We start from the raw sequence: 26,981 nt of genomic DNA on the forward strand, positions 1-26,981 counted from the left end.
TTCCCAAAATCGAGTCCCTCGCCACTCCAACCTTGATCCCCAATCCATGATCACCTATCTCTTTCCCGCGCCCCACCACACCCGCTTAGTTTAGCCCCTCCGTGGTCGAACTTTCGGGTCCGCCTCACAACGGTGAGCGGCTGATTTCAATGTTAGAGTCAGCCTGGCGGCCCTTGAGGGCGAGGGGCGAAAGGGTGTTGCCAAGGGAGCCGGACCGGCAGTGCCAGACGGCGGACAAGTTGGCGCGGCCGGCGATCACGCCCTCCCTTGGCGATGGGCGGGCCGCCCAATACTGTCAACTTTGCACTTGAAACAGCCCATTTCAACCCCTTTTTCCCCCGCCTCTGGTCCTCCCATGAGCTTTCTCAACGGCCTTCATCCCAAAAGCAAATTCCTAGCAATTCGGTCTGCGTACGTCACCATAGAGCGAGTAAACCGGAACTTGCCACACGGGATCTGTGTACGTGTGAGTCTCTTGCATGTTGTCCTGAAGCTCGCCGCGCATTCCATGCTGCGGGCCAAATGCCGCCGTAACTTTGAATTCACCTGTGTCTTTTGCCAATGCGATAAGCGCATCCATCGAGTGCTCGAAGCCAAATTTCGAATCTCGCAAATAACTAACAGGCGCCGGGTGTCCAAGCAGCGCAACCCGCTTTCCAGCGCACGAACGTCGCAACGATTTATCATGAAGAAAGCAGTTCTTTTTTCCGACGGCACTTGGCCTGATGTCGTTCTCGGTGTCGTTGTTGTCGATTTCCACCCGACCGTCTTCAAGGAAAGTCTGCATGGCGGGCCACTGGCCAAGGGCGTATTGGAGCGCCTGGCCCAATCCGCTCTTGGGCCGGATGCGGGTGGTGATCAGGCGTTTGAACGCCTTGCCTAACAAATTCATGGGCGGGCGGCTGCGGTTCTGCCTGACGCGCAAACGCACGGCGGCGTCCACTTTGTATTCACGCAGTGGCTTTTCTATCATGTATAGTCGGGCGATGATGCGCAGGATCCAGTCGATGACTTCGGGTCGCTCGGCGCGGGCGTTTTCAAATTTCCGCCGGATGTGGGCGAGACAGGCTGCGCGAAGGACGGTTTTGTCTCTCGCTCGCTGGACGCGGCAATAGCCACCGAGGTTTTTCAAACGGCGGACGCTCGGGGGGCTTACTTTTGATCATCCCGGCGCGGGTGACAGACATTGGCGATGAATCGTTTTGCGATTGCAAATCACTGAGATCCATCATGATTCCCAAAGGGCTCAAGACCATCGGCAAGCGCGCGTTCGCGCATTGCAGGGAGCTCGAATCGATTGTCATCCCTGAAGGCGTTGAAACCATCGGGCCGGGAACCTTCGCGAATTGCGATGCGCTTAAGACCGTGACTCTGCTCAATGCCAATACGAAGATATCGCCTCATGCCTTCAACGTGGATTTTAAAGTCGAGATCATAAGACCTTAAGAGTGGGTGCCCCCCTTTCCGCGGATCGGCATTTCAGAAGAAAGAAGTCGTCTTTGGGTGCCAGTCCCCGCAGTAGTAGATTTTCCCATCATAAAAGGCGTAGTTGTTCTACTGCGGGGACTGGTACCCCAGAGAGGCTTTCCGAACTCGATTTCCTCCTCGATGTCGCCCGCCGCGTGGAGGAAGTCGGTCTCGAATACATGCTGACCGGTTCTATGCCCCTCAACCCCGGAACAAGCGAGCAGGTCAGGCGTAGGATGAATGTCAGGAAAGCGCGGAGGATCTGGTTCATGGTTCCTTGCGGTGAAATGGCGGCAGGAAGAAAGCGGCTCTCACCCCTAGCGCGTGGCCCTGATTCGGTAGAAGCGGCGGTTCGCATTGATGGTGATGGGATAGGTGAAACGGGCGTGGGTCTCCGCCACGCGAGCGTCAGCACTACCGCCATCACCCGCCGATTTCCTGACTTCCTCCAATTCCACTGCCACCGAGCCTTTCGCATCCAGCCACCCTGCCGCCGCAGAGCCAGATGCCAAGAGGATTCCTAATTCTAATTATTGATCTGTCACTCTGTCATGAACTGGTGATTTGAGAGCTCGAACACATCCGCCAGCCGCTGCTCGGGCGTCAATTTCCGGGCGCGGAGGATTTTCTCCCGGTAAATTGCGTCCTGCATTGCCTTCAGGGAGGCGGCGGCATCGTCGGGTTCGCTCATCAGGCGCACACGCTAGCGGGCGGAAACCGGCATTTCAGCCGCAATTGGGGATTCGGGCTGCGCCTTGGCTCTTTTTCTCCACCTCCGGTTCGATGGGACGAAGGAAGAAAAAATCGACACCCGCGCCACTGGCAACCAATCTCAAGGCGTGGCCGGTGATGCCGATCACCACCATCCCGCAAACCATCATCATCGCCAGCAGCCTCTCATGAGCCGGTATTTCAGCCATTTCGCCCCCTACGTCTCGGTCGCCCAACGCCGGATCAATGCGCAGAAGGAGTTGGCAAAACTCCAGAAAAAAGGCCGGATCATCGAGCCGTTAGGTGAGCTCAGCCACCGCACCAAGATCGCCACCAGCTTCTGGGGCAGTGCCTGGTGCAAGCATCTCGAATCGTTCAGCGATTACGAAAACCGCCTGCCACGCGGCCGCACCTATGTCCGCAACGGCTCCGTTCTCCACCTCGCCATCACCGCCGGCCGTATTGAGTCCCTCGTCCAAGGTTCCTCGCTCTACGAGCAAACCATCACCATCGGCGCACTCCCCGCCGCCACTTGGAAAACCCTCCAATCGCGCTCCCAAGGAAAAATCGGCTCCCTCATCGAACTGCTCCAAGGAAAAGTCTCAGGTGAAATCATGACCATCGTCACCCACAAGGACGACGGGCTTTTTCCCAAGCCCAAGGAGATCAAACTCAGTTGCTCTTGCCCGGATTACGCCGGCCTCTGCAAGCACCTTGCCGCCGTGCTCTATGGCGTCGGCGCCCGCCTCGATACCCGGCCCGAACTGCTCTTCAAACTCCGGGGTGTGGATCACAACGACCTCATCTCCGCCGTCGATCCCGCCATCGCCCTTGGCAGCCCGACCAAGGCTTCCGGCCGCCGCCGCACCCTCGACTCCGCCGCCCTCGGCGATGTCTTCGGCATCGATCTGGAAACAGAAGCGCCCCCCCCGGTTTCCAAGGCGCAAGCAAAGCCCGCGCCCAAGGCCAAAAAAGCCGCCGTCAAAAAGCCACGCCCGTTCAAAGCCAGCCCCGCCTCCATCCGCAAGCTGCGCGCCCGCCTCGGCCTCACCCGTCAGGCCTTCGCCGCCAGGCTCGGCGTCAGCGCCGCCAGCATCGCCAACTGGGAAACCAAGGGCGGCCCGCTCAAACTGCAAGCAGCCAGCCTCGAACGCCTACAAACCCTCGCCCACGAGTCCGCTCCGGACGCCTGACCCGCCCCTAACAAGCGCCCGTCAGCAGCAGGAAATGCTGATCATGGCTCACTTGAAGCTGGAGAAAGCCAATCCCGCGAGAACCGCGGCGATCCCGGGGGTATCATTGAGGCCGCTGGCGAAGCTGACAGCCCAGGCGCGGAGAAGATGGAGCGAGTCGACATGACGTCCCTGCACGTCCAGAGAATAAATCTTGGAATATCCCGCCGGCGGATTACTCTAATCCCGGCAATGAACATCAGGTTGATCATCGCGCTGTTCATGGGACTGGTCCTCCAGTTGTCCCAGATGCCGGGATGTTTGGCGTCCCAGCCAGCGGAGCCATGCGCAACCCAGGCCCATGCCGCGAGTTGTTGCTGTGAGGGTTCAAAATCCTGCCCGTGCGCCAGGGAAACCCGCGAAAACCAACAACCCGCTCCCCTGCTCCCCGCGAGCGTCGAGGTGAAGCTGTCCATTTCAGAAGCGCCTGAAGTCGCGCTCCTCGCTCCGCTAGTTTGTCCACCCGCCGCCGGGATGGCGGTCGCCATTCCGGCACCTGGCCGGAGCGGTTATGCAGGAGTGCCGCTGTCCGTGGCCTTCTGCAGTTTCGTCATCTGAGTCCGCGCCCTGACAGGCGTATTGTGCCCATCCATCTTCGCCGCATCCTTTGGCGGACGAAATCGGGCGCTTGAAAATTCCATCCCATGACTCACATGACTTATGAACTCGATATCAAAAATTTTCACCGGCCTGATCGTGGCCGGGAGTTTCCTGCACGCGCAGGAGGCCAAACTTTTAAACCATGATTTTCTCTCCGGAATCAGGAAGGAAGCGGCGCGAACACATCCGTCTGCGGTAGCCGGAAAACACCTCGCGACCGCCGCCGGTCACGATGCCCGCGCCGTCCGGCTCTGGGAGGACCCCATGGTCGGCCTGGGCTTCACGATCGCTGAAAAAATGATGCGCATGGACGATGGCGACATCCTTATCGGACTCGAACAAGTGTTGCCCAAACCAGGGATGTTCGATGCCCGGCGCCGCAAGGCCGAAGCCATGCAGCGTGCCGCGGCGGAAAACTCCCGCACCCCGGCGCTCGCCGCTGCCGCGGAGGCCGCCCGCATCGCCATCGAACTCGCACTCGCCGACGAATCCATCGCCCTCCAGCAAACCCAGGTCGCCTGGCTCACCGCCATCGTGGAAAACGCGCGCCAAATGGCCGCCGATCCCATGGCAAACAGCAGCGACGCGCTTCGCATGGAAACCGAGCTGGCCAAGGATCAACAAATGCTCGACGCCGCCCGCCGCAGCCGGGAGGGCTTCGCCCAAAAGCTCAACCTCACGCTCGGCCGTCCGCTCGAATCGCCCTGGCCCGTGATGAAATTGCCGGCCACCCCGCCACCCGTGCCGCTGGCCCGGACGGAAATCGCCCGCATCCCGCGTGCGAATCCGAAGGTCCGGGCCATGATGGAAATGGCCGCCGCCGCCAACGCGGAAACCCGCATGGCCGACCGTGAACGCCTGCCGGAAATCTCCGTCGGCGTGGACACCAGCGTCTATGCCTCGAGCGCCGACTTCCGCAGCACGATGGTCGGCGTGAAAATGACACTGCCATGGTTTAACGACACTTCCTATCGCGCTGACATCGCCGCCGCCCGTAGCCGCGAACTCTCCTCCACCCAGGATGTGGAAACGATGCGACGCGAGGTGGCCACCATGGTCCTGAGCGCCGCCACCGAAGCCGCCAACGCCGCCGCGGAGGCCCGCGCGTATTCCGGCGAGATCCATGAGAAAGCCCTGCAAACCTCCAAGACCATCGAGGCGGCATGGATCAGCTCCAAGGCACCCTTGAGCGATCTTCTCGCCTCCGCCCGCACGCTCTTTTCCATCCGTCTCGAACAACGCCGCATGATCGCCATGCAACTCGCGGCACTTGAAGAACTCCAAACCCTGGTCCCCAACCGTTGAAGCCATGAAAACACTACTCACCATCCTCATCACCGCCGTGTTAGCCGCAGGAGCCACTTGGTTCACCTTGCGGAAAATCGCAGCGGAATCCCCTGTCGTCTCCTCGACAGCCGAGCGCAAGCCCGCCTTCTATCAAAGCGCCATGCACCCGTGGATCAAGAGCGACAAACCCGGCCGCTGCACCATCTGCGGCATGGAACTCACGCCTGTTTACGAAGGTGAAAAAGGCTTCGACGAATCCGGCGGCGGCAATGTCGTCGCACTCACCCAAAACCAGATCCAGGTGCTGCACGTCCAGACCGCCGAGGCGAAAACCCGGCCGCTCGTCCGCACCCTCAGCGTGTCCGGCACCATTGATGACAACGCCATGCGCCACCGCGTGCTCTCCGCCTACGTGGACGGCCGCATCGACAAGCTTCACGTCAATTACATCGGAGCCGAGGTCACCGAAGGCCAGCCGCTCGCGGAATTCTACAGCCCCTCGCTACTCCAGGCCGAGCGCGAATACCGCCAGCTCGGCGGCGAGCTCAAGAAGAACACCGCGCTCCGGCTCCGCCAGATGGGCCTCACCCAGACCCAGATCGGCACGCTCGATCAAAAGCCCGCCGACTCGCTTACCTCGCAAATTCTATCACCCATCAGCGGCACCGTCGTCGCCCAATCGATCTACGAGGGCCAATACGTCATGACCGGCCAGCAACTCTTCGAACTCGCCGATTTCTCCACCATGTGGTTCATGTTCCGCGCCTACGAGCAGGACATGCCGTGGATCAAGCCCGGCCTGCCGGTGACGGTCACCACCCCCTCGATTCCCAACAAGGAGTTCGTCGGGAAAATCACCTTCATCGATCCTAACTTCGATGAAGCCACCCGCTCCACCCGAGTGCGCGTCGAGCTGGACAACCCGCTCGTCAACGGCCGCCGCGAACTTCTCCACCGCCTCTATGCCGACGGGAAAATCGAACTCGAAGCACCCGCCGTGCTCACCGTCCCGCGTTCCGCCGTGATTGAAACCGGCTCGGATGCCGTGGTTTACATCGATCAGGAAGGAGGCGCCTACGAACACACCGTCATCAAGACAGGCCGCCGTGGAGACACTCTGGTTGAAGTTCTATCAGGCATCAAGGAGGGCGACGCCGTCGTCACCAACGGCAACCTGCTCATCGACGGTCAGGCGGAAATGAACCGCTCCTTCATGAGCCCGCCCGAAACCATGACGGTGGCGGCGCCGCTGGTTGGGCTCAACGAGGAGCAAAAGAAATCCATCGCCGACTTCATCAAGGTCGCCGATGCCATGGCCGCCGCGCTCGCCGCGGACGACCTCGCGAAATTCAACACCGCCAGCGAACCCGCGATGAACGTCACCGGCGCGATGGTCAAACTCCTGCGCCCTAACGTGGAGAACCTCGACGAGCTCGACAAGGCCCGCCACTTCCACGGTTTCGAAGACCTGAAAGCGGCGCGCATCGCCTTCCACAAGTTCTCCGTCGCCGCCACCGCAGCGCTCGAACCACTGCGCAAAGCCGGACAAACTCCGGAGTTTCGAATCTATGAGTGCCCGATGGTCGATGAAGCCATCCCCGGTGCCCCCAAGAAAGCCCGCTGGATCCAAGCCGGCGGCCGCAGCATGGCCAATCCGTTCTTCGGAAGCGAGATGCTTGAATGCGGAAAGGAGATCAAGCCATGATTGAAAAAGTCATCGAATGGAGCCTGAAAAACCGCTTCCTCGTCCTCTGCGGCGCACTCCTGCTAGTCGTGACGGGCATTCGCGCCGTCCGCCTCACGCCGGTGGACGCCATCCCGGATCTGACAGAAAACCAGGTGCTCGTCTATGCCGACTGGATGGGCCGCAGCCCGCAGGAAGTGGAAGACCAGGTGACGTTTCCGCTCTCCACCGGGTTGCAAGGACTCGCGGGGGTGAAGGAAGTGCGCGCGACATCCATGTTCGGATTCTCGCTCGCCACCATCATCTTCGAGGACAAGGTCGATACCTACTTCGCCCGCGCCCGGGTTTTGGAACGGTTGAATTTCCTCCAGGGCCAGATGCCCGAGGGGGTGACGCCGCAACTCGGTCCCGATGCTTCCGGACTCGGCTGGGTCTATCAATATTATCTGCACGTGGATCCGGCGAAATCTCCGGAAGGCGGCTATGACCTCGCACAGCTCCGCTCACTGCAGGATTGGAAAATCCGCTACGACCTCGCCAGTGTGCAGGGAGTGGCGGAAGTGGCCAGCATCGGTGGCTTCGTGAAGCAGTACCAGGTCGAGCTTTCCTCCACCAAGATGCGCGCCGCCAACATCACTTTGATGGAGGTGATGACCGCCGTGCAGGATGCCAACCTCAACGTCGGCGGAAAAACCGTGGAAGAAAACGGCGCGGAATTCGTCCTCCGCGGCATCGGCCTGGTCACCGGACCCGAGGATCTCGAACTCGTCACCGTCAAGGCGGTGAACGGCACGCCGATCTATCTGAAAGACATCGCCACCATCCAGATCGGCGGTGACTTCCGCCGCGGCGCGCTTGACTTGAACGGCCGCGAAGCCGTCGGCGGCACCGTGGTCATGCGCACCGGCGAGAATGCGAAAGCCGTCATCGAGCGGGTGAAGCTGAAGATCGACGAGATCGCCGCCAGCTTGCCGCCCGGTGTCAGCATCCGTCCGTTCTACGACCGCAGCGAGTTGATCGACCGCACCATCGACACGCTCAAGCACGCGCTTGTCGAGGAAATCATCCTCGTCACGCTCGCCCACATCATTTTCCTGTGGCACTTCCGCAGCATCCTCATCGTCACGCTGCCACTGCCGATTTCGATCCTCGTTTCCTTCCTCCTGATGAAGGAATTCGGCATCACCAGCAACATCATGTCGCTAACGGGAATCGCCATCGCCATCGGCGTGCTGGTGGACGCGGCCATCGTGGTCACCGAAAACGTCATCCGTCACTGCGAAACAGAGGAGAAGGAAAAAGGCCGCCCGCTCACCGCAGCCGAACGCTGGCAAACGACCCTCACCGCCTCACAACAAGTCGGCCGCCCGATCTTCTTTGCGATGGGAATCATCCTGCTCGCATTCCTGCCCGTCTTCGCGCTCACCGGCCAGGAAGGAAAACTGTTCCATCCGCTGGCCTTCACCAAGACCTTCGCGATGCTCGGAGCCACGCTGCTAGGCGTGACCTTGGTGCCCGTGCTCTGCTCCTACCTGGTGCGCGGCCCCTATCACGAGGAGGACCGCAACATCGTGATGAGCTTCCTGATGCGCATTTACGATCCGGCGCTTTCGTGGGCGCTGGAGCACCGCAAGACGGTCGTCGGCGCGGCCGTGGTATTGCTGGCGTTCTGCATGGTTCTGGCCTTCGGCCTGCCGCGGGCGACCACCAAGCAGCTCGCCGACGCCGGATTCAACCGCACCGCGGAGTTGTTCGCGGGCTTCGGCAAGGAGTTCATGCCGCCGCTCAACGAGGGCAGCCTGCTGCACATGCCGGTGCTGATGCCGAAGACCGGCTTCAAGGAAATCCAACGCGTCATGTCGTGGCAGGACCAGATCATCGCAGCGACGCCCGAAGTGGAAACCGTGGCGGGCAAGCTCGGCCGCTTCGAGACCGCCACCGATCCCGCGCCCACCGAGATGTTGGAAACCACCATCATGCTGAAGCCCGAATACATTACTAACGGAAAATTCCGCGTGAAGCGTAACCCCGCATGGCGCGAGGGCATGACGATGGAAAAGCTCAAGGCAGAGCTCACCGAGAAGATGAAGCAGGTTCCCGGCTACGTGCCCGCGTTCCTCCAGCCCATCGAAAACCGCATCCTCATGCTCTACACCGGCATCCGCGCGCAGGTCGGGGTGAAGATCTATGGAGACAATCTCGACGCCATCCAGCGCAAGGCGTTTGAGATCGAGAAGCTCATCAACGAAGTCCCGGGCGCGGCCGGCGTCTCCCCGTCACGGGTCCAGGGGAAACCCTATCTGAACATCGAGGTCGATCGCGTCGCCATGGCCCGCTACGGGCTGAGCGCGAAGGACGTGCTGGATGCGGTGGAGGTCTCCATCGGTGGAAAAAACGTGAGCACCACCATCGAAGGTCGCCAGCGCTTCCCCATCCAGATCCGCGTCGAACGCGGGGAGAGGGATGATATCGAGAAACTGAGCCGGATACTTATCGCCGGGAGATCCGATATGGGTCCCATAGGTCGTATAGGGCCTATGAGTGAAAACTCCGCCTACATCCCGCTGGGCATGGTCGCGAAGATCACCCGAAGCATCGGTGCGAATGAGATCGCCTCGGAAAACGGCAAGCTGCGGAGCTACGTGCAAGCGAACGTCCAGGACCGCGACCTCGGCGGCTTCGTCGAGGAGATCGAGCAGAAGCTGAAGACCGTGAACTGGGAGGGCATGACTTACAAAATGACCGGCGAGTATGAGAACCAACGCCGCTTTACCAAGACCATGTGGCTGATTTTCCCGCTGGTGATGATGGTGATCTTCGTGCTGCTGTTCATGGTATTCCACAGCGGCATGGAGGCCGCGCACGTCATGCTCGCCGTGCCGTTCGCGCTCAGCGGCGGAGTGCTGTTGCAGAAATTTCTTGGCTATAACTTCAACGGAGCCGTCTGGGTCGGATACATCGCGCTGTTCGGCACCGCCGTGCAGACGGGCGTGGTGATGGTCGTCTATCTGGAGGAGACCGTGAAGACGAGCATGGCGAAACTCGGCGCCGCGTTCTCCCAAGCCGATCTCGTTCAGGCGGTCAAAGACGGAGCCAAACTCCGGCTGCGCCCGAAGGTGATGACCGTGGCCACCACCGTCGCCAGCCTGCTGCCCATCATGTGGAGCAGCCGCCAGGGCGCGGAAGTCATGAAACCGCTCGCCACCCCCGTCATCGGCGGGATGATTTCCAGCCTGATCCACATCCTCATCGTCACCCCGGTGATTTTCCTCTGGCTGCGCGAGCGCGAGCTCAGGAAAGGCACGCTCCACGCATCGCTCGGCGACGCATCAGCAAAGCCATAGCACCGCCATTTGCGCGACGAGAATCCGTAGCAGCATCGTCAGTGGATAGACGTTGGCGTAGGACAACGACGGGTAGTCGGAGTTGGCGAGCTTGTTGGCGAAGGCGAGGGCCGGCGGGTCGGTCATGCTGCCGGCGAGCACGCCGACGAGGGTGAGGTAGTTGACCTTGAGCCATTTCCGCGCGACCACGCCGACGACGACCAGCGGAATGGTGGTGACGGCGGCTCCGAGCGCCATCCATTGCAGGCCGGTCGCGGAGAAGGCGGTTTCCACGAATTTCCCACCCGCGCCAAGACCGACGCAGGCGAGGAAAAAGATGATGCCGAGCTCGCGGAACGCGGTGTTCGCGTTGATCGGCATGTGGATGACCAGCGGGCCGATTTTCCCCACGCGGCCCATCAGGATGGCGATGATCAGCGGGCCTCCTGCCAGGCCGAGGCGCAGCGGCACCGGCACTCCGGGCAAACTCCACGGATAGAGTCCGAAGAGAATCCCCACCGTGATGCCGACGAATATAGAGGCGAAGCTCGTCTCGTTGAGCTGCCGGACAGAGTTGCCGAGAACCTTCGCGGCCTGGTCGATCGCGGCTTCCTCGCCGACGAGATTGAGCATGTCGCCGAACTGCAGGCGCATGTCGGGCATGGCGGTGAGGATCATGTCCTGGCGGCTGACGCGGCTAACGGTCACTCCGAAGCGCTGGGAGATTTGAGTGGCGGCGATGGTCTTGCCGACGACGTCCTTGTGAGTGACGATCACCCGCTTCGAGGTGACGTTTCCCGGCGCGGCGCGCAAATCCTCGTCCACCTCGCGGCCCACGCTGAGCTCGGCACGGTGGAGTTGTTCCGGCGACCCCACGGCGAGCACCCTGTCGCCGAGCTGGATCACCGTGTCGCGGGTCGCCACGTGGGTTTCCTCCTCGGATTCCCTGCGGATGCGCGAGACCACGATGCCTTCGTCGCCGAGTCCGGGGATGTTCTTGATCGACTCGCCCGCTAGATTGGCGTTTTCGATGACGAAGGTGGCGCGGCGCACTTCGCTGACGCCTTCCGCCATTTTCTGCTGGAGAAGGACCAGTTCCTTTTTCGGGTCGATCCGGAAAATCATGCGGATGATCACCATCGCGAGGATGATCCCGAGCACCCCGAACGGATAGGCGACGGCGTAGGCCATGGCGGCGAGATTCGCCTGTTGGGCTCCGTTTCCGGTCGTCGCCATCGCCTGCTGCGCGGCACCGAGCGAGGGGGTGTTGGTGGTGGCGCCGGACAAGGTGCCGGCCATCACGCCGATGTCCCACTTGAGGAAGTACCCGGTGCCGTAGGCGATGCCCGCGCCGAGAAGCACCACGATGACGGCGAGCGAGTTGAGCTTGAGCCCGTCGTTTTTCAAGGAGTTGAAAAAGCCGGGCCCTAACTGAAGACCCACCGTGAAGACAAACAACACCAGGCCGAACTCCTTGAGGAACGCCATCAGGTGCGGATCGAGGCTGAGGCCGAAATGGCCGAGCAGCAGCCCGCTGAACAGCATCCCGGCGACGCCGAGTTTCATGCCGCGGATTTTGATGCTGCCGAGCAGCAGTCCGAGGATGGCGGTGAGGGAAAGCACGAGAATGGGCTCGGCGTGCGGCGAGATTTCTTTGATGCGCGAGAGGAATTCAGTCACGGGGCGATATTGGCCCCGGGAGCGGGACAGGCAATGCATTTACCGCCATTGTCCGTGCGCGGCATGAAGCGTTTTCCACGAAGCGGTCGATCAGCCGGATTTTTCGATCTGCTTGAGCAGGCCCAGGCAATTCGCTAGAATCCTGAGCTCAAGCAGCAGGGGAAAGGCGGTGACGCCGCTGACTACCAGCCCTACGATGAATAACGCCATCGAAAACCCTGAACCGGAAGATGAGTGCGGAGGTTTTCAATGTGCTTGATGCTCACCCGGAAACGGATCCGCCGTCAACCGAAGGCGTGTTTCCACCGCTGGCACAGGCGCGTCGATGCCGGCTTTCCGGCCGACCATCGATATCATGCACGCGGACACCAGCCCGACCCCTCCAAGCAACATCAAGGTTTTCCAACTGAGGCACCGGGCCGGCTTCAGCATCCGGCTCACGCGGCTCTCCAGCGACGATGTTTCCGCCATCGAGAGCGCGAGCGGGGAATGCGGACGCTCTTCCGCAAAATCGCAGGGGACGCGCGCGTAAACTTTCGCGTCGATGCCTTTGCCCAAAACCATCGCGTCGCAGGCATACTCGCACTGCATGATGAAACGCCTCGCCATCCAGCGGACGAGCGGGTGATACCAGTGCACCGCGCAAGCCAGCTCGACTAACAACCGCCACAGAGGATCACGCCTGAGATGATGCGCCAGTTCGTGTTCAAGCACCACGCGCCGGCTCTCCTCCGGCCATTCGCACCACGAAGCGGGCACGAAAACAACCGGCTTCCAAACACCCGCCGCGTCCCTTCTTCCCGCTAGAAAAGCCAGTGCGGCGGCCACGGCTGAAAATGTGAGGATCGGGATCATCTGTTTTTTCCGATGGGTGAGCGATTCATTTCCCGCCGCTGTCGCCGATCAGTTTCCGGATTCTGGCGATTTCCTCCGTGCTGAGTTTCTGGTCCTTCGGATCGAGCAGCGATGCGACGAGCTTTTCCGGGCTTCCTTCGAAAAACGTCGCGAGAAGCTGCTTGAGCGCGGTGGTTTTCGCCTTCTTTTCCGACACGGCGGGCAAGTAAACGTAGCGCCGCGAATCCTTGGAATGTGTCACGAGCTTCTTCTGCTCCAGCGTCTCCAATTCCTATGCGAACATGCGGCACGGCAATACCCGCAACATCGGAGTCATCGGCATCGCGGTGTTTACCGAGAAAAACGTCAACCCATGGACCTGGATGCCCGCCGAAGTGAACCGCCGCGACGCCGCGCAACCGTTCGCGAAGGCACCTTAACTTTCGGTTGCCGCGGGCGGGTCCGGCGGCCAATCTTCCGCCCGACCATGTTTCCACGCCCGCCGAAAAAATTTGTCCCCACGCCGTTCGAGTATCATCAGGAAATCGAGATCACCATCGACGCCCTGACCAACCTCGGCGCGGGCGTCGGCCGGATCGATGGCTGGGTCGTGTTCGTGCCGTTTTCGCTGCCGGGGGAAATCGTGAAAGCCCGCGTCTTCCGCAACGACAAGAACTGCTCCCACGCCGATCTCGTCGCGGTGCTCGTCCCCTCGCCCGACCGCATCGCTCCGGGCTGCCCGCTTTTCGGCGAGTGCGGCGGCTGCCAATACCAGCACCTCTCCTACGACAAACAGCTCGCCTGGAAGACCCGCCAGGTCGGCGAGCTGATGAAGCACATGGCCGCCATCACCTTCCCGGTGAACGACTGCCTGTCCTCGGAACAAACCTGGAACTACCGCTCGAAAATCACGCCGCACTTTGAAAAGGCCAAGGACGGCGACCTCGGGCCGATCGGCTTTCTCGCCTTCGGCCGCCGCTCCTCGCTCATCGACGTGCCGCAGTGCCCGATCGCGATGGACACGATCAACCGCGAGCTCCCCGCCATCCGCGAGGGGCTCCGCGCACGGGCTAACACCTTCAAGCGCGGCGCCACCGTGCTGCTCCGGGCCACCGAGGACCGCGTGGAAACCGACTTCCGCGCCGTGGCCACCGAGCATGTCGGCGATCTGAAATTCCAGTTCCTCGCCGGCGATTTCTTCCAGAACAACCCCTTCATCCTCCCCGCCTTCACCGGCTACGTCGCGAAGCAGGCGTCCGCCGGCGGCGCGAAATTCCTGGTGGACGCCTACTGCGGCTCCGGCCTGTTTTCCCTAACTCTGGCGAAAAGTTTCGAGCAGGTCGCCGGCGTCGAGGTTTCCGAAACGTCCTGCGAGTGGGCGCGCAAGAACGCCGCCGCCAACTCCATCACCAACGCGAAATTCCTCACCGCCTCCGCCGAGGCGATCTTCGACCAGATCAGTTTCCCCGCCGCGGAGACGGCGGTCGTCATCGACCCGCCCCGCAAGGGCTGCACGCCGGAGTTCATCGACCAGCTCGTGAAATTCGGCCCCGCCCGGGTCGTCTATGTTTCCTGCGACCCCGCCACCCAGGTGCGCGACCTCAAGCAACTGAGCGAGGGCGGCTATCAGCTGGCCGACGTCCAGCCCTTCGACCTCTTCCCGCACACGCGTCACCTTGAATGCGTGATGACGCTGGTGAAAAACGGCCGCACGGAGGAACTACTGCCATGCGCCGAGGGACCTGCCAGATTCCCGCCGCCCCGATGACCCGGCTCTCCGCCCCACTGCTCGCCGCCTTGAAATGGCTCGCCATCCTCGCCCCGTTGGCGGTGGCCGTCGGCTCCGCGTCCGCGTTTTTCCTGTGGGCGCTCGATGCCGTCACGCTCGTCCGATTCGCCCATCCCCGGCTGCTTTTCCTCCTGCCAGTCGCCGGACTTGGCGTCGGCATGCTCTATCATTTTTACGGCAAGTCCGCCAACGGCGGGAACAACCTGCTCATCGATGAAATCCACCAGCCCGGCGCGGGAGTCCCCAGGCGGATGGCCCCGCTTATTTTAATAGGCACGCTCGTCACCCACCTGTTCGGCGGCTCGGCCGGGCGCGAGGGCACCGCGCTGCAAATGGGCGGCAGCATCGCCGCCACCTTCGCCCGCCTCCTCAAGCTCGAAGCCGCCCACGTCCGAATCCTGCTGATGGCCGGAGTCGCCGCCGGGTTCGGCTCGATTTTCGGCACGCCCGTCGCCGGAGCCGTCTTCGCGCTGGAAGTCCTCATCGTCGGCCGCGTCCAATACGACGCGCTCATCCCCTGCTTTTTCGCCGCCGTTCTCGCCGACTGGACCTGCCGCGCTTGGGGCATCGGCCACACCCATTACTCCGTCGATGTCCCGGCCGCCGCGTCCTCGCTCGATTTCCTGCTGATGGGAAAAGTCCTGCTCGCCGCCGTCGCCTTCGGCCTCGCCAGCCGGCTGTTTTCCACCCTCTCCCATCGCCTCGGCGGCGCCTTCAAGACCTACATCCCCCGCCCCGAACTCCGCCCCGTCGTCGGCGGACTGCTCGTCATCGGCCTGTTTTTCCTCGCCGGCACGGGCGACTACCTCGGCCTCGGCGTGCTGGGAAATGGGCCCGACGCCGTCACCCTGCCCGCCATTTTCCGCTCCACGGAAATCCCCGCCAGCGCCTGGGCGTGGAAGCTGCTGTTCACCGTCATCACCCTCAGCGCCGGCTTCAAAGGCGGCGAAGTCACCCCGCTCTTCTTCATCGGCGCCGCGCTTGGAAACTCACTCGCGCTCGCCCTCGGCGCGCCGGTTGATCTGTTCGCCGCGCTCGGCTTCGTCGCCATTTTCGCCGGAGCCACCAACACCCCGCTCGCCTCCACCTTCCTCGGCATGGAACTCTTCGGCGCGGGCAACGGCCTTTACCTCGCCACCGCCTGCCTCGTCGCCTACCGTTGCAGCGGCCGCCAAGGCATTTACACCGCCCAGCGCCAGTCGCAGGAAATTCACAAGTAACTTGCCTGCCACCCGCCGTCCGGTTATTTCCTCCCCGCCCTCCGGCGTTCCAAGCCCCCGTAGTTCAATGGATAGAACAAGGGTTTCCTAAACTCTAGATTCAAGTTCGATTCTTGACGGGGGCATTTGGTAAATCGTGGCTGAGCCAATGGAATCGGCCTCCAGGGGCGGGACCAGTCCCCGCATTCCCCTTTGCAATCGAAGCCCCGCCCCCTTAGAATTCACCGCCATGACTACCGAAGACCTCCACGCCCATATCTGGATCGATCCCGCCCGCTGCGGTGGTCGTCCCTGCATCCGTGGGCATCGCATCTGGGTCTCGATGGTGCTCGATCTCCTCGCCACCGGTCTCACACCGCAGGAAATCATCGATTCTCATTTCCCGCAGATCACCTTGGAAGACATTCACGCTTGCATCGCTTACGGTTCCGCGATGTCCCATGAACGCTTCGTGCCCGTTGCCTTGGAGCCCGTCGCATGAAATTAAAGCTCGATGAAAACCTCGGTCTGCGGGGCCGGGACATGCTCGCTGCCGCCGGGCACGACGTCTGTTCGGTTCCTGAGCAGGACCTTTGCTCGGCCACCGATGAACAAGTCGCCGCCCGCTGCCGGTTGGATCAACGCGGCATCGTCACACTCGATCTAGACTTCGCAAACCCCTTCCGTTTTCCACCCTCTGAGCATCATGGAATCGCCGTGCTCCGCGCCTCTGCCCGCATGAGCGAGGAAGTCCTTCATCGTCTTTTAGCCACCCTGCTCGGCGCGCTCAAAACCCAACCGTTCGAGGGTTCCCTCTGGATTGTTGAGGAAGGCCGGGTCCGCGTCTTCGAGCCTCCTGTTTGACATCCCTTTCACCTGGGCTGTTTCGGATCGGCCCTCGGCAGCGGCTGGCGATTTGCCTTTACCAGCTGCCGGGGCGAGCTTGAGGAAATCGATCCGGGTGGATTCCGCCAATCGGAAGCCCGAGCGCTCCAGTCGAGAGAGACCAAGTCCGGCAGGTTGACTCCCGCTTTCAAGCCTGCGTCGATCTCATTCGCCACGGCCCTTGGGATCAAGATCCTGCCATACCATGCGGGAAGGATCTGAAGCACGCCGGTTTGGTGCAGGTATTGGCGAGGCGTGGTGTCACAGACGACCTCAGGCATTCACAAGTTCCTCGCCGCGCTTTTCCGCAGCGGCGGGGAAGGGCGAATTTCGGTCGAAAGATTGGCGGGGGTTTGATTCGTAGAGTGAAATTCATCCCAACAACCATGCGCTACCTCATTCCATTCCTCATCGCCCCGCTTGCCTTCGCCCACCCTGATGCCGGCACCAAGCCGGGAAATGATCCTCACACCGCGGTGCGCACGGGCAACGGCGCCTGGTCGTTCGAGGCGGTGCCGCACTGGGGCGAGCTGCCGGACGGGAAAATCATCGGTCCGACTCACGGCGGCGTGGTGGTGGATGACGACAGCGGGCTGATTTACGTCTCCACGGATTCCGAGTTGTCGGTGCTGGTGTATCAACCGGACGGCAAGTTTCTCCGCACCATCGCCCCGGAGTGCCAGGGATTCCACGCGATGGCGATCCGCAAGGAGGAGGGGAAAGCCGTGATTTACGGGGCCCAGCTCAATGGCAACAAGCCGCCGCAGCGGGTTTGCAAGATCGATACGGAAGGGAAAATCCTGTTGGAAATCCCCAACGCCGCCACCGGCGAGATTCCCGGCGGTTGGAAGGGGCTCACGGCGGTGACGGTGGCTCCGGACGGCAGCATTTTCGCGGCGACGGGATACGGCGCGAACATCGTCCACAAGTTCGACGCGACCGGCAAGCTGCTGAAATCCTTCGGCAGCAAGGGGGGCGATGAAAAGCAGTTCGACACGCCGCACGGGCTGGCGATCGACACCCGTTTCGGCGAGCCTCGGCTGCTCGTCGCGGACCGGGCGAAGAACCGGCTGGTGCATTTCGACCTCGAAGGGAACTGGCTCGGCGTCCACGCCAGCAACCTCCGGCTGCCCTGCGCCGTGAGCATCCTCGGCGACGCCGTGGCGGTGGCCGAGCTCAAGGCACGCGTGACGATTCTGGATAAGACGGGCACGCCGGTGGCTTTCCTCGGCGACAACCCGAACCAGGCGCAGTGGGCGAATTTCGGAGTGTCCCCGCAGGACCAGCAGCTCGGGATTTTCACCGCGCCGCATGGCCTGAGTTTCGACAAGGCTGGGAATCTCTACGTCCAGGATTGGAACAAGACCGGCCGCATCACCAAGCTGACCAAGCTTTAGTCTTTTTCGGAACTGATTTGGCCATTTTTGGATTTTCAAGCCCCTTCGAAGATTTGGGCCTTGGCAGGGTGTGCATTTGTTGCTAGTTGGGGGCAGTGGAAACCCAATCATGACCCGGAAAAAAGAAGGTAACCAGAGGCAAAAATTCGAGGCAGGGGCTACCAAAGCGGTAGGGTCGTCCGCAGGATCGGAGGAACCGGCGAGGGGATTTCCGGTGGTCGGCATCGGCGCGTCGGCAGGAGGATTGGCGGCGTTCGAGGCGTTTTTCGCCGGGATGCCGGCCGAGACCGATCCGGGAATGGCCTTCGTGTTGGTCCAGCACCTGGCTCCGGATTATAAGAGCATTCTCACCGATTTGATCCGCCGCTGCACGCGGATGCAGGTGTTCGAGGTGGAGGACGGGATGGTCGTGCAACCGAACTGCACCTACATCATCCCGCCGAACCACGACATGGCGTTTCTCAATGGCGCGCTGCAACTGCTGCCACCTTCCGAGCCGCGCGGCCAGCGGCTGCCCATCGATTTCTTCTTCCGCTCGCTGGCGCAGGACCAGCGCGAGCGGGCCGTCGGCATCGTGCTTTCCGGTACCGGCCGTGACGGCGCGCTCGGCGTGCGGGCGATCAAGGGCGAGGGCGGCATGGTCATGGCGCAGAGCCCGGAGTCCACCGAGTTCGACGGCATGCCGTGCAGCGCCATCGCCACCGGCTTGGTGGATTACGTGCTGCCGCCTGCGGAGATGCCTGCGCGGCTCATCGCTTACGCCGCCCATGCTTTCGGCAAGCCCGAGCGGCCCGCCACCTCGCTGGCCGGCAAGACCGTGAACGAGCTGCGCAAAATTTTCATCCTGCTGCGCGCCCAGACCGGCCATGATTTCTCCCAATACAAGCCGAGCACCGTGCATCGCCGCATCGACCGGCGGATGGCGGTCCACCAGATCGAGTTGGTCGATGAATACGTCAGGTTCCTGCAAAGCACCCCGGCCGAGGTGGAGGCGTTGTTCCGGGACCTGTTGATCGGCGTGACGAGGTTTTTCCGGGACGGGGAGGCTTTCGAGTATCTCGAGCGGGAGGTCATTCCCAAGCTGTTGAAAGAAAAGCCCGCCGGCGAGCCCATCCGGATCTGGACGGCGGGATGCTCCACCGGCGAGGAAGCCTACTCGATCGCCATCCTGCTGGTGGAACGCATGAAAGCCTTGAAACGCCACTATCCGGTGCAGATCTTCGCCACCGACATCGACAGCCGGGCGATCGCCGCGGCGCGGGCGGGACTCTATCCGGCGAGCATCGCGGTGGACGTGACGCCGGAGCGGCTGGCGCGGTTTTTCACGGCGGAGGCGGACGGCAGCGTCTATCGGATTCACAAGAACATCCGCGACCTGCTGGTCTTTTCCGAGCAGGACGTGATCAAGGACCCGCCGTTTTCCAGGGTTGACCTGATCAGCTGCCGCAACCTGCTCATTTACATGGGGGCGGAATTGCAGAAGAAGCTCATCCCGCTGTTTCACTACGCATTGAAGCCGGGCGGAATCCTGTTTCTGGGCACTTCCGAGGGGGTGGGCGAGTTCGGCGACCTGTTCACCGCGCTGGACCGCAAGTCCAAGATCTATCAACGGCAGGGCGACCTCCACCGCCTGCCGCGCTCGTTGCTGAGCCATTTCCTGCCGCCGGCCGGGACGCCCTATCCGTTGCTGCCGCCGGGCGCCGCCACGCCGCAGCTCCCCGCCAAGGTGCCGTTGCGCGAGCTCACCGAGCAGGCGCTCCTGCAGCAGGTCGTTCCGGCGGGCGCACTGGTCAACAGCCGGGGCGACATCCTCTACCTGCACGGCCGCACCGGGATGTATCTGGAGCTCGCTCCGGGCGAGGCGGGCATCAACAACATCCTGAAAATGGCCCGCGACGGACTGCGGTCGAGCTTGGTTTCCACCTTCCACAAGGCGGTGGAAACCAAGGAAACCGCTTGCTCTCCCGGCTTGCACGTGAAGACCAACAGCCATTTCAGCACCGTCAACCTGACCATCCGTCCGGTGACCAGCGGCCTTGCTGCGAGTCCCGAGTCGCCGCTCTATCTGATCATTCTGGAGGATGCTCCGGCCGTGCAGTCGCCGCCCCCCGCCGCCCCCGCCGGCACCGGGCAGGAAACCGACACGCTGATCCTCGCGCTCAGGCAGGAGCTGCGGGCCAAGGAGGATTACCTCCGCAGCGCCAACGAAGAACTGGAGAGCTCGACCGAGGAGCTCAAGGCATCTAACGAGGAAATGCAGTCGGTCAACGAGGAGCTGCAATCCTCCAACGAGGAGCTCGAAACGTCCAAGGAGGAGCTCCAGTCGGTCAACGAGGAGCTCGCCACCGTCAACGCCGAGCTGCAAACCAAGGTCACCGACCTCACTCGCGCGAACAACGACATGAACAACCTGCTCGCCGGCACCGGCGTGGGCACCGTGTTCGTGGACCACCAGCTGCGCATCCTGCGCTTCACCCCGGCCGCCAGCGCCATCATCAACCTGATCCCCTCCGACGTCGGCCGGCCGGTCGCTCACATCGTTTCCAACCTCGTCGGCTACGACCGCTTGGTGGCGGACACGCGGTCCGTGCTCGACTCGCTGGCCGCCATCGACACGACCGTCCAAGCCCTCGACGGCAAGTGGTATGCGATGCACATCCAGCCTTACCGCACGCTCGAAAACGTGATCGAAGGCGCGGTGATTTCCTTCGTCGATGTCACGGAAATCGTGCAAGCGCGCGACGCGCTGCGCAAGGCCAACGAGCAACTCCAGCGGCTGGCGGTGGTCGTCCGCGACGCCAACGACGCCATCACCGTGCAGGATCTGGAAGGCCGCATCACCGCCTGGAACCCCGGCGCCACGCGGATTTACGGCTGGAGCGAGGCCGAGGCGCTGGCGATGAACACTCGCGACCGGATTCCGCCGGACCGCCGCGAGGAAGAGCTCGCCCGGCTCAACCAGCTCAGCCGGGCCGAAATTCTCGAACCTTACGAAACGCAACACCTCAGCAAGCAAGGCGAAGTCGTCAATGTGAGGATCATCGCCACCGCGTTGCTCGATGCAGCCGGACAGATTTATGCGGTTGCGACGACCGAGCGTCCTGTATTAGTGTGAAAAACCCGATGCCCGACAAGGATCCAGCCCCCGCAGATTCCGCCGCTTCGGCAAGCGCCGCAGACGCCTTGCGCCGGCGGGCCGAGGCCCTCGCCCGGGAACGGGGCACCAGCTCGCAGGGACAGCTCGCGGGTTTTTCGCTCGAGGAGGTGGAGAAGATGCTGCATGAACTCCGGGTCCATCAGATCGAGCTGGAGTTGCAGAACGAGGAGCTGCGGCGGACGCAGGCGGAATTGAGCGCCGGCCGCGCGCGCTACTTCGACCTGTACGAGCTGGCTCCGGTCGGCTATCTCACCCTCAGCGAGTCGGGAATGATCCGGCAGGTCAATCTCAGCGCCGCCAACCTGCTCGGCGTTAGCCGCAGCGCGCTGGTCCAGCGGCCGGTTTCCGGCTTCATCCTGCCGGCGGACCAGGACATTTTTTATCAAACGAGCAAGCGGCTGCGGGTCAGCGGCGACCCGCAGGCCTGCGAGCTGCGCCTGCTGAAGAGCGAAATGACTCCGGTCTGGGTGCATCTCGTGGCCACCCTCGCGCAGGACGCCGAGGGCGCGTCGGAAATCCGCCTCGTCGTCAGCGACATCAGCGAGCGCAAGCACGCGGAGGAGGCGCTGCGCGACTCGCTCGAGTTTTCCAACAGCCTGATCCACTCGATGCAGGACGGCTTTTCGATCATTGATCCAAGCGGCGTCATCGTGGAGGCAAATCCGTCCCTGTGCCGGATGACCGGGTTTTCACGGGAAGAGCTCGTCGGTGCCGGGCCGCCGCACGCCTACTGGCCGCCGGAGGAATACGAGCGGATCCAAGCCGCGCTCTGCGAGACGATGAAGGGCGGCGTGCGGATTTTCGAACTGACCTTCATGCGGCGTAACGGCGAGCGCTTTCCGGCGACCGTCAGCCCGTTTTCGTTGACCAGCAAGGATGGCGTAATCACCAGTTATGCGGCGACGGTGCGGGACATCACCGAGCGCAAACGGGCGGAAGAGGCGTTGGCCGCCAAGCGGCAGCTGTTGAGCACCCTGGTGGATTTGCTGCCCACCTGGATCTTCGTGAAAGACCGGGAAAGCCGCTTCTTGTTAGCCAACAGCGCCTGCGCCACCAACATGGGCGCGGCCTCCCCGCAGGAGCTGGTCGGCAAGACCGACGCGGATTTCTATCCGCCGGAAGTCGCCGAATGCCTGCGACTCGAGGAGGAAGCGGTTTTGAAAGGCGTCCCGCTCGTCAATCAGGAAGTCCGGAAGGAAATCGTCGCCGGCGAGCCGAGGATTTTACTGATCAACAAAGTGCCGCTGCGCGATGGGGACGGGACCATCACCGGCCTGGTGGGCGCCGCCTTCGACATCACCGGGCTCAAACAGGCCGAGGAAGCGCTGCGCGAGAGCGAGGAGTTCCAGCGGTCCATCCTCAACTCCCTGCCCGCGCACGTCGTGGTCTTGGACCAGACGGGGAAAATCCTCGCGGTCAACGAGCCGTGGCTGCGCTTCGCCCGCGAAAACGGCAACCCGGCCGAGGAGAAAGTCGGCGTGGGCGCGAACTATCTGGAAGTCTGCGGACCTGCCATCCATGTCGGCGATCCATACGCGCAAGCCGCCGTCGCCGGGGTGGAAGCCGTGCTGTCGGGCGAGAAAACACATTTCAATCTGGAATACCCGTGCGACGCGCCCGGTCGCGCGCGCTGGTTCACCATGGAAGTGGTCCGGCCCACGGGCAACATCGGCGGCGTCATCGTCGCGCACACCGACATCACCGAGCGCAAGCAGGCGGAGGAAGCGCTGCGGATGGCCACCCAGAAGCTCAGACTGCACTTCGAGCAGACCCCGATGGCCGTCATCGAGTGGGACATGGATTCCCGGGTCAGCCGCTGGAATCCCGCGGCACAGACGATTTTCGGATACAGCCCCGAGGAGGCTGCCGGGCAGCCCGCGTCCTTTATCGTGCCGGAGGAATTTCATGCGTGTTTGGATAAAATCTGGCAGAACTTGATCCACCGCCGCGGCGGCGAACGAACCTCCAACAAGAACATCCGCAAGGACGGCGGCGAGATCCTCTGCGAGTGGTATAACACGCCGCTCATCGACGACCAGGGCACCTGCACCGGGGTCGCCTCCCTGGTGATGGACGTCACCGCCCGCAGGCACGCCCAGCAACTTCTGGCATGGGAGAAAAGCGCCATGGAATCGATCGTCAGCACCGAGCCGTTGGGCCAGGTGCTGGGCAATTTGATGCTTGGCTTGAATGATCAACTGCAGGGAGCGATCTGCTCGGTCATGCTGCTCGATGAGGACGGCGTCCACCTGCGGCTCGGCGCCGGCACCGGCTTGCCGGAGGCATTCAGCCGCAGCCTCGAGAGTCTGGTCATTGGTCCCGAGGTCGCGCCCTGCGCGGCGGCGGTTTCTCTGGACCGGCAAGTGATCGTGGAGGACATCGCCAGCGACCCGCTGTGGGCGGGCTACCGCGAGCTCGCGCGCCAGCACGGCCTGCGCTCCTGCTGGCCCACGCCGATCCATGACAGCCAGGGGAAAGTCCTCGGCGTGCTGGCCGTTTACCACCGCCAGCCGCGCCACCCCGCGCCCGTCGAGTTGGAACTCATCGAACGGGCGGTGCATGTCACGCGCATCGCCATCGAGCGCAAGCAGGCGGAGGAGAAAATCCGCCAGCTCAACGTGGGCCTCGAGCGGCGGGTCGAGGAGCGCACCGCCGAGCTGCTAGCCGCCAACGCCTCCCTCGTCGATTTCAAACACGCGCTCGACGAGCACGCGATCGTCGCCATCACCGACCCGGACGGGACGATCACCTACGCCAACGACCGGTTCTGCGAGATTTCAAAATATTCGTGGGAAGAGCTGGTCGGCCAGAATCACCGCATCGTCAATTCGGGTTATCACCCGGAAGCTTTTTTCCGCGAACTTTGGGAGACGATCAGCAGCGGCCGGACTTGGAAGGGCGAGGTGAGAAACCGCGCGAAGGATGGATCGATCTATTGGGTGAACAGCACCATCGTCCCCTTCCTCGGCCCGGACGGGAAGCCGCAGCAATACATCGCCATCCGCACCGACATCAGCGTGCGCAAGCGGATGGAGGAGGCGCTGCACGAGAGCGAGGAGCGCGTGCGGCTGGCGGCCGAGGCGGCCGACATCGCGGTGTGGGAGTGGGACCTGAAAACCAACGAACTCAAGTGGGACGCGCGGATGTTCGAAATTTACGGCCTGCCGCCAAATCCGGATGGCCGGGCGATCTATCAGGATTGGACCTCCGCGGTGCTGCCTGAGGAACTCGCCGAGCATGAGACGCGACTGCAGCACACCATCGCGACCTGTGGCCGCGATCAGCGCGAGTTCCGGATCACCCGCGCGTCCGACCACGCGGTGCGGATCATCCAGGCTTCCGAGATGGTGATTCCCGGAGCCGACGGCAAGGCCGAGCGGATGGTGGGGATCAATTTCGACTCCACCGAGAGCAAGCTGGCGGAGGAGCGGATTCGCGAACTCAACGCCGTGCTGGAAAGCCGCGCCGCCGCCCTGGAAGCGGCGAACAAGGAGCTCGAGGCCTTCAGTTATTCCGTCTCCCACGACCTGCGCGCGCCGCTGCGGGCGGTGGATGGATTCTCCCGCATGGTCCTCGCCGACTACGCCCCCAAGCTCGACGACGAGGGCCGCCGGATGCTCGGCGTGATCCGCAGCGAGGCCCAGCGGATGGGCCGGCTCATCGACGACTTGCTCGCCTTTTCCCGGCTCGGCCGCCAGACCATCGAGTCCGCGCGGATCGACATGCACGCGCTGGCGCAGGAGGTCTTCGACGAGCTTTCGGCGCTCGAACCGGAACGCCAGGTGCGGTTCGAGCTGCACCCGCTGCCACTCGCCCAAGGCACCGAGGCGATGATCCGCCAGGTGTGGATCAACCTGCTCACCAACGCCCTCAAGTTCACCAAGGAGCGGGAGGTCGCGGAGATCGAAATCGGCGTGAAAGAGGCCGAAAGCGGCGGCCGGATTTATTACGTGAAAGACAACGGCGTCGGCTTCGACATGCGCTACGTGGACAAGCTGTTCGGAGTCTTCCAGCGTCTCCACAACCAGCAGCAATTCCCGGGAACCGGCGTCGGGCTCGCGCTCGTCCAGCACATCGTCCAACGCCACGGCGGCCGCGTCTGGGCGGAGGCCGAAGTCAACCACGGCGCGACATTTTACTTCACCTTGCCGAATCAAAAATCATGAGAACCCAATTCGAAATTCTCCTCGTCGAGGACAACCCGCATGACGCGGAGCTCGCGATCCGCGCCCTCAGGAAATGCCTGCCCGTAAGCCATCTGGTCCATGTCAGCGACGGCCAGGAAGCGCTCGATTTCCTGCACGGCAGCGCGGCCGAAGAAGGCTGCAAACCGCCTAAAGTCGTGCTTCTCGACCTCAAACTGCCGAAGGTGGGCGGCCTCGAAGTCCTGCGCGAGATCCGCGCCAACGAGCGCACCAAGCTGCTGCCCGTCGTGATCCTGACCTCGTCCCGCGAGGACCGCGACGTGGCGGAAGCCTACCGGCTAGGAGCTAATAGTTTCATCGTCAAACCCGTCGATTTTGAAAACTTCCTTGAGGTCGTGAGCCATATGGGCTCGTATTGGACAACCCTGAATGAGACTCCCCTAATTAAATTATGAACGCACTGGAAAAGACTGAAATCCGTATTCTCGCACTCGAAGACTCCGACATCGATTCGGAATTGATCATGCATGAACTCAGGCAGGGCGGGATTGAATTCACCGCCACCCGCGTGCAGACCGGAGCCGACTTCGAGCGCGCGATTTTTGAATTCAAGCCGGAGCTCATCCTGGCGGATTACCGGCTGCCGACCTTCGACGGCGGGCAAGCCCTCGCGATGGCCAAGGAGCGCTGCCCGGACGTGCCGGTCATCGTCATTTCCGGAGCCGTCGGCGAGGAAACCGCAGTCGAACTGCTCAAGAACGGCGCGACGGATTTCGTGCTCAAGGACCGGCTCGGCCGACTCGTGCCCGCAGTGGACCGGGCGCTGTGGGAAGTCGAACTGCGCAACGCCCGCCGCAAGGCGGAGGCGGACCTGCGCACGCTCAACGAACAACTCGAACAGCGCGTGGCGGACCGCACCCGCGAGCTGCGCGAGAAGAACGCGCTGATGGAAGAGGATTTACAAATGGCCCGCGAGCTCCAGATGACCTTCCTGCCCAACCAATTCCCCACGCTCCCGCGGGGCGCGGCCCAAGCGGCGAGTGCGGTGAAATTTTCCAGTATTTTCCACCCGACCAGCTCGGTCAGCGGCGACTATTACAACGTCGTCCGCGTGTCGGACACCGCTGTCGGCATTTTCATGTGCGACGTGATGGGCCACGGTGTGCGCGCCGCGCTCGTCACCGCCATCATGCGCACGCTTGAGGAGCAACTCAGCGATCTGGCAGGCGACCCCGGCGCGCTGCTCACCAAGATGAATCACTCGCTGCGCGGCATCCTCGGCCAGCTCGGTGCCACCCTTTTCACCACCGCCTGTTATGTCGTGGTGGACGTCTCAACCGCGCGACTGACTTTCGCCAACGCCGGCCACCCGAGCCCGCTGCTGCTGCGCGCCGCAACCGACGAGGTCGCGCCCATCACCACTCCCAACGCCTCCGGCCCCGCGCTCGGCCTGTTCGATGACGTGCAATACCACACGCAGGAACTCCCTGTGGAAGTGGGTGATTCCCTGCTCGTCTTCACCGACGGGCTTTACAAGGTCGAGAACCCGTGCGCCGACGCCTTCGGCGTGGAAAGCCTGCGCGAAGCGATC

At 62.6% G+C, this 26,981-nt stretch carries 22 protein-coding genes and 1 tRNA gene; 17 read left to right on the forward strand and 6 right to left on the reverse strand.

The genetic code is table 11. The annotated features are described in order from the left end of the window. Nucleotides 1–394: 394 nt before the first annotated feature. Nucleotides 395–1,132 carry an IS66 family transposase gene (locus AC4DF4_RS08935; RefSeq protein WP_490047776.1) on the reverse strand — a complete coding sequence of 246 codons (738 nt, stop codon included), beginning with the start codon at nt 1,130–1,132 and terminating at the stop codon, nt 395–397. 26 nt (nt 1,133–1,158) lie between these two features. Between AC4DF4_RS08935 and AC4DF4_RS08940 the strand changes: the two genes are divergently transcribed. Continuing rightward, nucleotides 1,159–1,446, forward strand: a complete 288-nt coding sequence (locus AC4DF4_RS08940; protein WP_490047777.1) for a leucine-rich repeat domain-containing protein — start codon at nt 1,159–1,161, stop codon at nt 1,444–1,446. Nucleotides 1,447–2,008: 562 nt separating this feature from the next. On the opposite strand, the gene AC4DF4_RS08945 is transcribed toward AC4DF4_RS08940, so the two are convergent. Then, on the reverse strand, nt 2,009–2,158 hold the full coding sequence (locus AC4DF4_RS08945; RefSeq protein WP_490047778.1) for a hypothetical protein: 150 nt from the start codon (nt 2,156–2,158) through the stop codon (nt 2,009–2,011). Nucleotides 2,159–2,222: 64 nt separating this feature from the next. Here AC4DF4_RS08945 and AC4DF4_RS08950 point away from each other — a divergent pair, with 64 nt between their 5' ends. The 5 genes from AC4DF4_RS08950 to AC4DF4_RS08970 all read left to right on the forward strand — a co-directional run bounded on the left by AC4DF4_RS08950 (nt 2,223) and on the right by AC4DF4_RS08970 (nt 10,325). Then, nucleotides 2,223–3,371: a helix-turn-helix domain-containing protein gene (locus AC4DF4_RS08950; RefSeq protein WP_490047779.1), complete on the forward strand. Its 1,149-nt coding sequence runs from the start codon at nt 2,223–2,225 to the stop codon at nt 3,369–3,371. Nucleotides 3,372–3,602: 231 nt separating this feature from the next. Further along, nucleotides 3,603–3,968: a hypothetical protein gene (locus AC4DF4_RS08955; protein WP_490047780.1), complete on the forward strand. Its 366-nt coding sequence runs from the start codon at nt 3,603–3,605 to the stop codon at nt 3,966–3,968. 102 nt (nt 3,969–4,070) lie between these two features. After that, on the forward strand, nt 4,071–5,315 hold the full coding sequence (locus tag AC4DF4_RS08960; RefSeq protein WP_490047781.1) for a TolC family protein: 1,245 nt from the start codon (nt 4,071–4,073) through the stop codon (nt 5,313–5,315). Nucleotides 5,316–5,319: 4 nt separating this feature from the next. After that, nucleotides 5,320–7,002, forward strand: a complete 1,683-nt coding sequence (locus tag AC4DF4_RS08965; protein WP_490047782.1) for an efflux RND transporter periplasmic adaptor subunit — start codon at nt 5,320–5,322, stop codon at nt 7,000–7,002. After that, nucleotides 6,999–10,325: an efflux RND transporter permease subunit gene (locus AC4DF4_RS08970; protein ID WP_490047783.1), complete on the forward strand. Its 3,327-nt coding sequence runs from the start codon at nt 6,999–7,001 to the stop codon at nt 10,323–10,325. The genes AC4DF4_RS08965 and AC4DF4_RS08970 overlap by 4 nt, the downstream gene beginning before the upstream one ends. On the opposite strand, the gene AC4DF4_RS08975 is transcribed toward AC4DF4_RS08970, so the two are convergent. From AC4DF4_RS08975 to AC4DF4_RS08985, 3 genes are all read right to left on the reverse strand, one after another. After that, nucleotides 10,311–11,984, reverse strand: coding sequence for a putative transporter (locus tag AC4DF4_RS08975; RefSeq protein WP_490047784.1), 1,674 nt, complete (start codon nt 11,982–11,984; stop codon nt 10,311–10,313). The two genes, AC4DF4_RS08970 and AC4DF4_RS08975, sit on opposite strands and share 15 nt — an antisense overlap. Before the next feature lie 246 nt (nt 11,985–12,230). Beyond that, nucleotides 12,231–12,839: a M56 family metallopeptidase gene (locus AC4DF4_RS08980; RefSeq protein WP_490047785.1), complete on the reverse strand. Its 609-nt coding sequence runs from the start codon at nt 12,837–12,839 to the stop codon at nt 12,231–12,233. A 25-nt stretch (nt 12,840–12,864) separates the two neighbouring features. Beyond that, the gene (locus AC4DF4_RS08985; protein WP_490047786.1) at nt 12,865–13,107 is read right to left on the reverse strand and encodes a BlaI/MecI/CopY family transcriptional regulator; all 243 of its coding nucleotides are present in this window, start codon (nt 13,105–13,107) and stop codon (nt 12,865–12,867) included. A 13-nt stretch (nt 13,108–13,120) separates the two neighbouring features. Here AC4DF4_RS08985 and AC4DF4_RS08990 point away from each other — a divergent pair, with 13 nt between their 5' ends. From AC4DF4_RS08990 to AC4DF4_RS09015, 6 genes are all read left to right on the forward strand, one after another. Next, complete coding sequence (locus AC4DF4_RS08990; RefSeq protein ID WP_490047787.1) at nt 13,121–13,258, forward strand: hypothetical protein; 138 nt, start codon at nt 13,121–13,123, stop codon at nt 13,256–13,258. 47 nt (nt 13,259–13,305) lie between these two features. Then, nucleotides 13,306–14,586, forward strand: coding sequence for a class I SAM-dependent RNA methyltransferase (locus tag AC4DF4_RS08995; protein WP_490047788.1), 1,281 nt, complete (start codon nt 13,306–13,308; stop codon nt 14,584–14,586). Then, a complete protein-coding gene (locus tag AC4DF4_RS09000) occupies nt 14,583–15,827 on the forward strand; it encodes a voltage-gated chloride channel family protein (protein ID WP_490047789.1) in 1,245 nt (414 codons plus the stop codon). The genes AC4DF4_RS08995 and AC4DF4_RS09000 overlap by 4 nt, the downstream gene beginning before the upstream one ends. Nucleotides 15,828–15,880: 53 nt before the next feature. Continuing rightward, nucleotides 15,881–15,952 (forward strand) — tRNA-Arg (locus AC4DF4_RS09005). 104 nt (nt 15,953–16,056) lie between these two features. Continuing rightward, a complete protein-coding gene (locus tag AC4DF4_RS09010; protein WP_490047790.1) occupies nt 16,057–16,308 on the forward strand; it encodes a DUF433 domain-containing protein in 252 nt (83 codons plus the stop codon). Then, entirely contained in the window at nt 16,305–16,670 is a 366-nt protein-coding gene (locus AC4DF4_RS09015; RefSeq protein ID WP_490047791.1) for a DUF5615 family PIN-like protein, read from the forward strand. Before AC4DF4_RS09010 ends, AC4DF4_RS09015 begins: the two co-directional genes overlap by 4 nt. 8 nt (nt 16,671–16,678) lie before the next feature. On the opposite strand, the gene AC4DF4_RS09020 is transcribed toward AC4DF4_RS09015, so the two are convergent. After that, on the reverse strand, nt 16,679–16,972 hold the full coding sequence (locus AC4DF4_RS09020) for a PIN domain-containing protein (protein ID WP_490047792.1): 294 nt from the start codon (nt 16,970–16,972) through the stop codon (nt 16,679–16,681). 105 nt (nt 16,973–17,077) lie between these two features. On the opposite strand from AC4DF4_RS09020, the gene AC4DF4_RS09025 reads away from it, so the two are divergent. The 5 genes from AC4DF4_RS09025 to AC4DF4_RS09045 all read left to right on the forward strand — a co-directional run. Beyond that, the gene (locus AC4DF4_RS09025) at nt 17,078–18,088 is read left to right on the forward strand and encodes an NHL repeat-containing protein (RefSeq protein ID WP_490047793.1); all 1,011 of its coding nucleotides are present in this window, start codon (nt 17,078–17,080) and stop codon (nt 18,086–18,088) included. Between the two features lie 109 nt (nt 18,089–18,197). Then, a complete protein-coding gene (locus tag AC4DF4_RS09030) occupies nt 18,198–21,203 on the forward strand; it encodes a chemotaxis protein CheB (protein ID WP_490047794.1) in 3,006 nt (1,001 codons plus the stop codon). 8 nt (nt 21,204–21,211) lie between these two features. After that, nucleotides 21,212–25,411 (forward strand): PAS domain S-box protein, encoded by a 4,200-nt coding sequence (locus AC4DF4_RS09035; protein ID WP_490047795.1) that lies wholly within the window; start codon nt 21,212–21,214, stop codon nt 25,409–25,411. Then, the gene (locus AC4DF4_RS09040; protein ID WP_490047796.1) at nt 25,408–25,845 is read left to right on the forward strand and encodes a response regulator; all 438 of its coding nucleotides are present in this window, start codon (nt 25,408–25,410) and stop codon (nt 25,843–25,845) included. The genes AC4DF4_RS09035 and AC4DF4_RS09040 overlap by 4 nt, the downstream gene beginning before the upstream one ends. Next, the coding region (locus AC4DF4_RS09045; RefSeq protein WP_490047797.1) for a PP2C family protein-serine/threonine phosphatase at nt 25,842–26,981 on the forward strand (1,140 nt) is incomplete at its 3' end. The genes AC4DF4_RS09040 and AC4DF4_RS09045, both read left to right, overlap by 4 nt.

The organism is Luteolibacter sp. (assembly GCF_058122085.1).

Coding starts and splice junctions, on each gene's coding strand:
- AC4DF4_RS08945 (WP_490047778.1), bottom strand. CDS start 2,158: ATGAGCGAACCCGACGATGCCGCCGCCTCCCTGAAGGCAATGCAGGAC.
- AC4DF4_RS08955 (WP_490047780.1), top strand. CDS start 3,603: ATGAACATCAGGTTGATCATCGCGCTGTTCATGGGACTGGTCCTCCAG.
- AC4DF4_RS08960 (WP_490047781.1), top strand. CDS start 4,071: ATGAACTCGATATCAAAAATTTTCACCGGCCTGATCGTGGCCGGGAGT.
- AC4DF4_RS08965 (WP_490047782.1), top strand. CDS start 5,320: ATGAAAACACTACTCACCATCCTCATCACCGCCGTGTTAGCCGCAGGA.
- AC4DF4_RS08970 (WP_490047783.1), top strand. CDS start 6,999: ATGATTGAAAAAGTCATCGAATGGAGCCTGAAAAACCGCTTCCTCGTC.
- AC4DF4_RS08980 (WP_490047785.1), bottom strand. CDS start 12,839: ATGATCCCGATCCTCACATTTTCAGCCGTGGCCGCCGCACTGGCTTTT.
- AC4DF4_RS08990 (WP_490047787.1), top strand. CDS start 13,121: ATGCGGCACGGCAATACCCGCAACATCGGAGTCATCGGCATCGCGGTG.
- AC4DF4_RS08995 (WP_490047788.1), top strand. CDS start 13,306: ATGTTTCCACGCCCGCCGAAAAAATTTGTCCCCACGCCGTTCGAGTAT.
- AC4DF4_RS09000 (WP_490047789.1), top strand. CDS start 14,583: ATGACCCGGCTCTCCGCCCCACTGCTCGCCGCCTTGAAATGGCTCGCC.
- AC4DF4_RS09010 (WP_490047790.1), top strand. CDS start 16,057: ATGACTACCGAAGACCTCCACGCCCATATCTGGATCGATCCCGCCCGC.
- AC4DF4_RS09015 (WP_490047791.1), top strand. CDS start 16,305: ATGAAATTAAAGCTCGATGAAAACCTCGGTCTGCGGGGCCGGGACATG.
- AC4DF4_RS09020 (WP_490047792.1), bottom strand. CDS start 16,972: ATGCCTGAGGTCGTCTGTGACACCACGCCTCGCCAATACCTGCACCAA.
- AC4DF4_RS09025 (WP_490047793.1), top strand. CDS start 17,078: ATGCGCTACCTCATTCCATTCCTCATCGCCCCGCTTGCCTTCGCCCAC.
- AC4DF4_RS09030 (WP_490047794.1), top strand. CDS start 18,198: ATGACCCGGAAAAAAGAAGGTAACCAGAGGCAAAAATTCGAGGCAGGG.
- AC4DF4_RS09035 (WP_490047795.1), top strand. CDS start 21,212: ATGCCCGACAAGGATCCAGCCCCCGCAGATTCCGCCGCTTCGGCAAGC.
- AC4DF4_RS09040 (WP_490047796.1), top strand. CDS start 25,408: ATGAGAACCCAATTCGAAATTCTCCTCGTCGAGGACAACCCGCATGAC.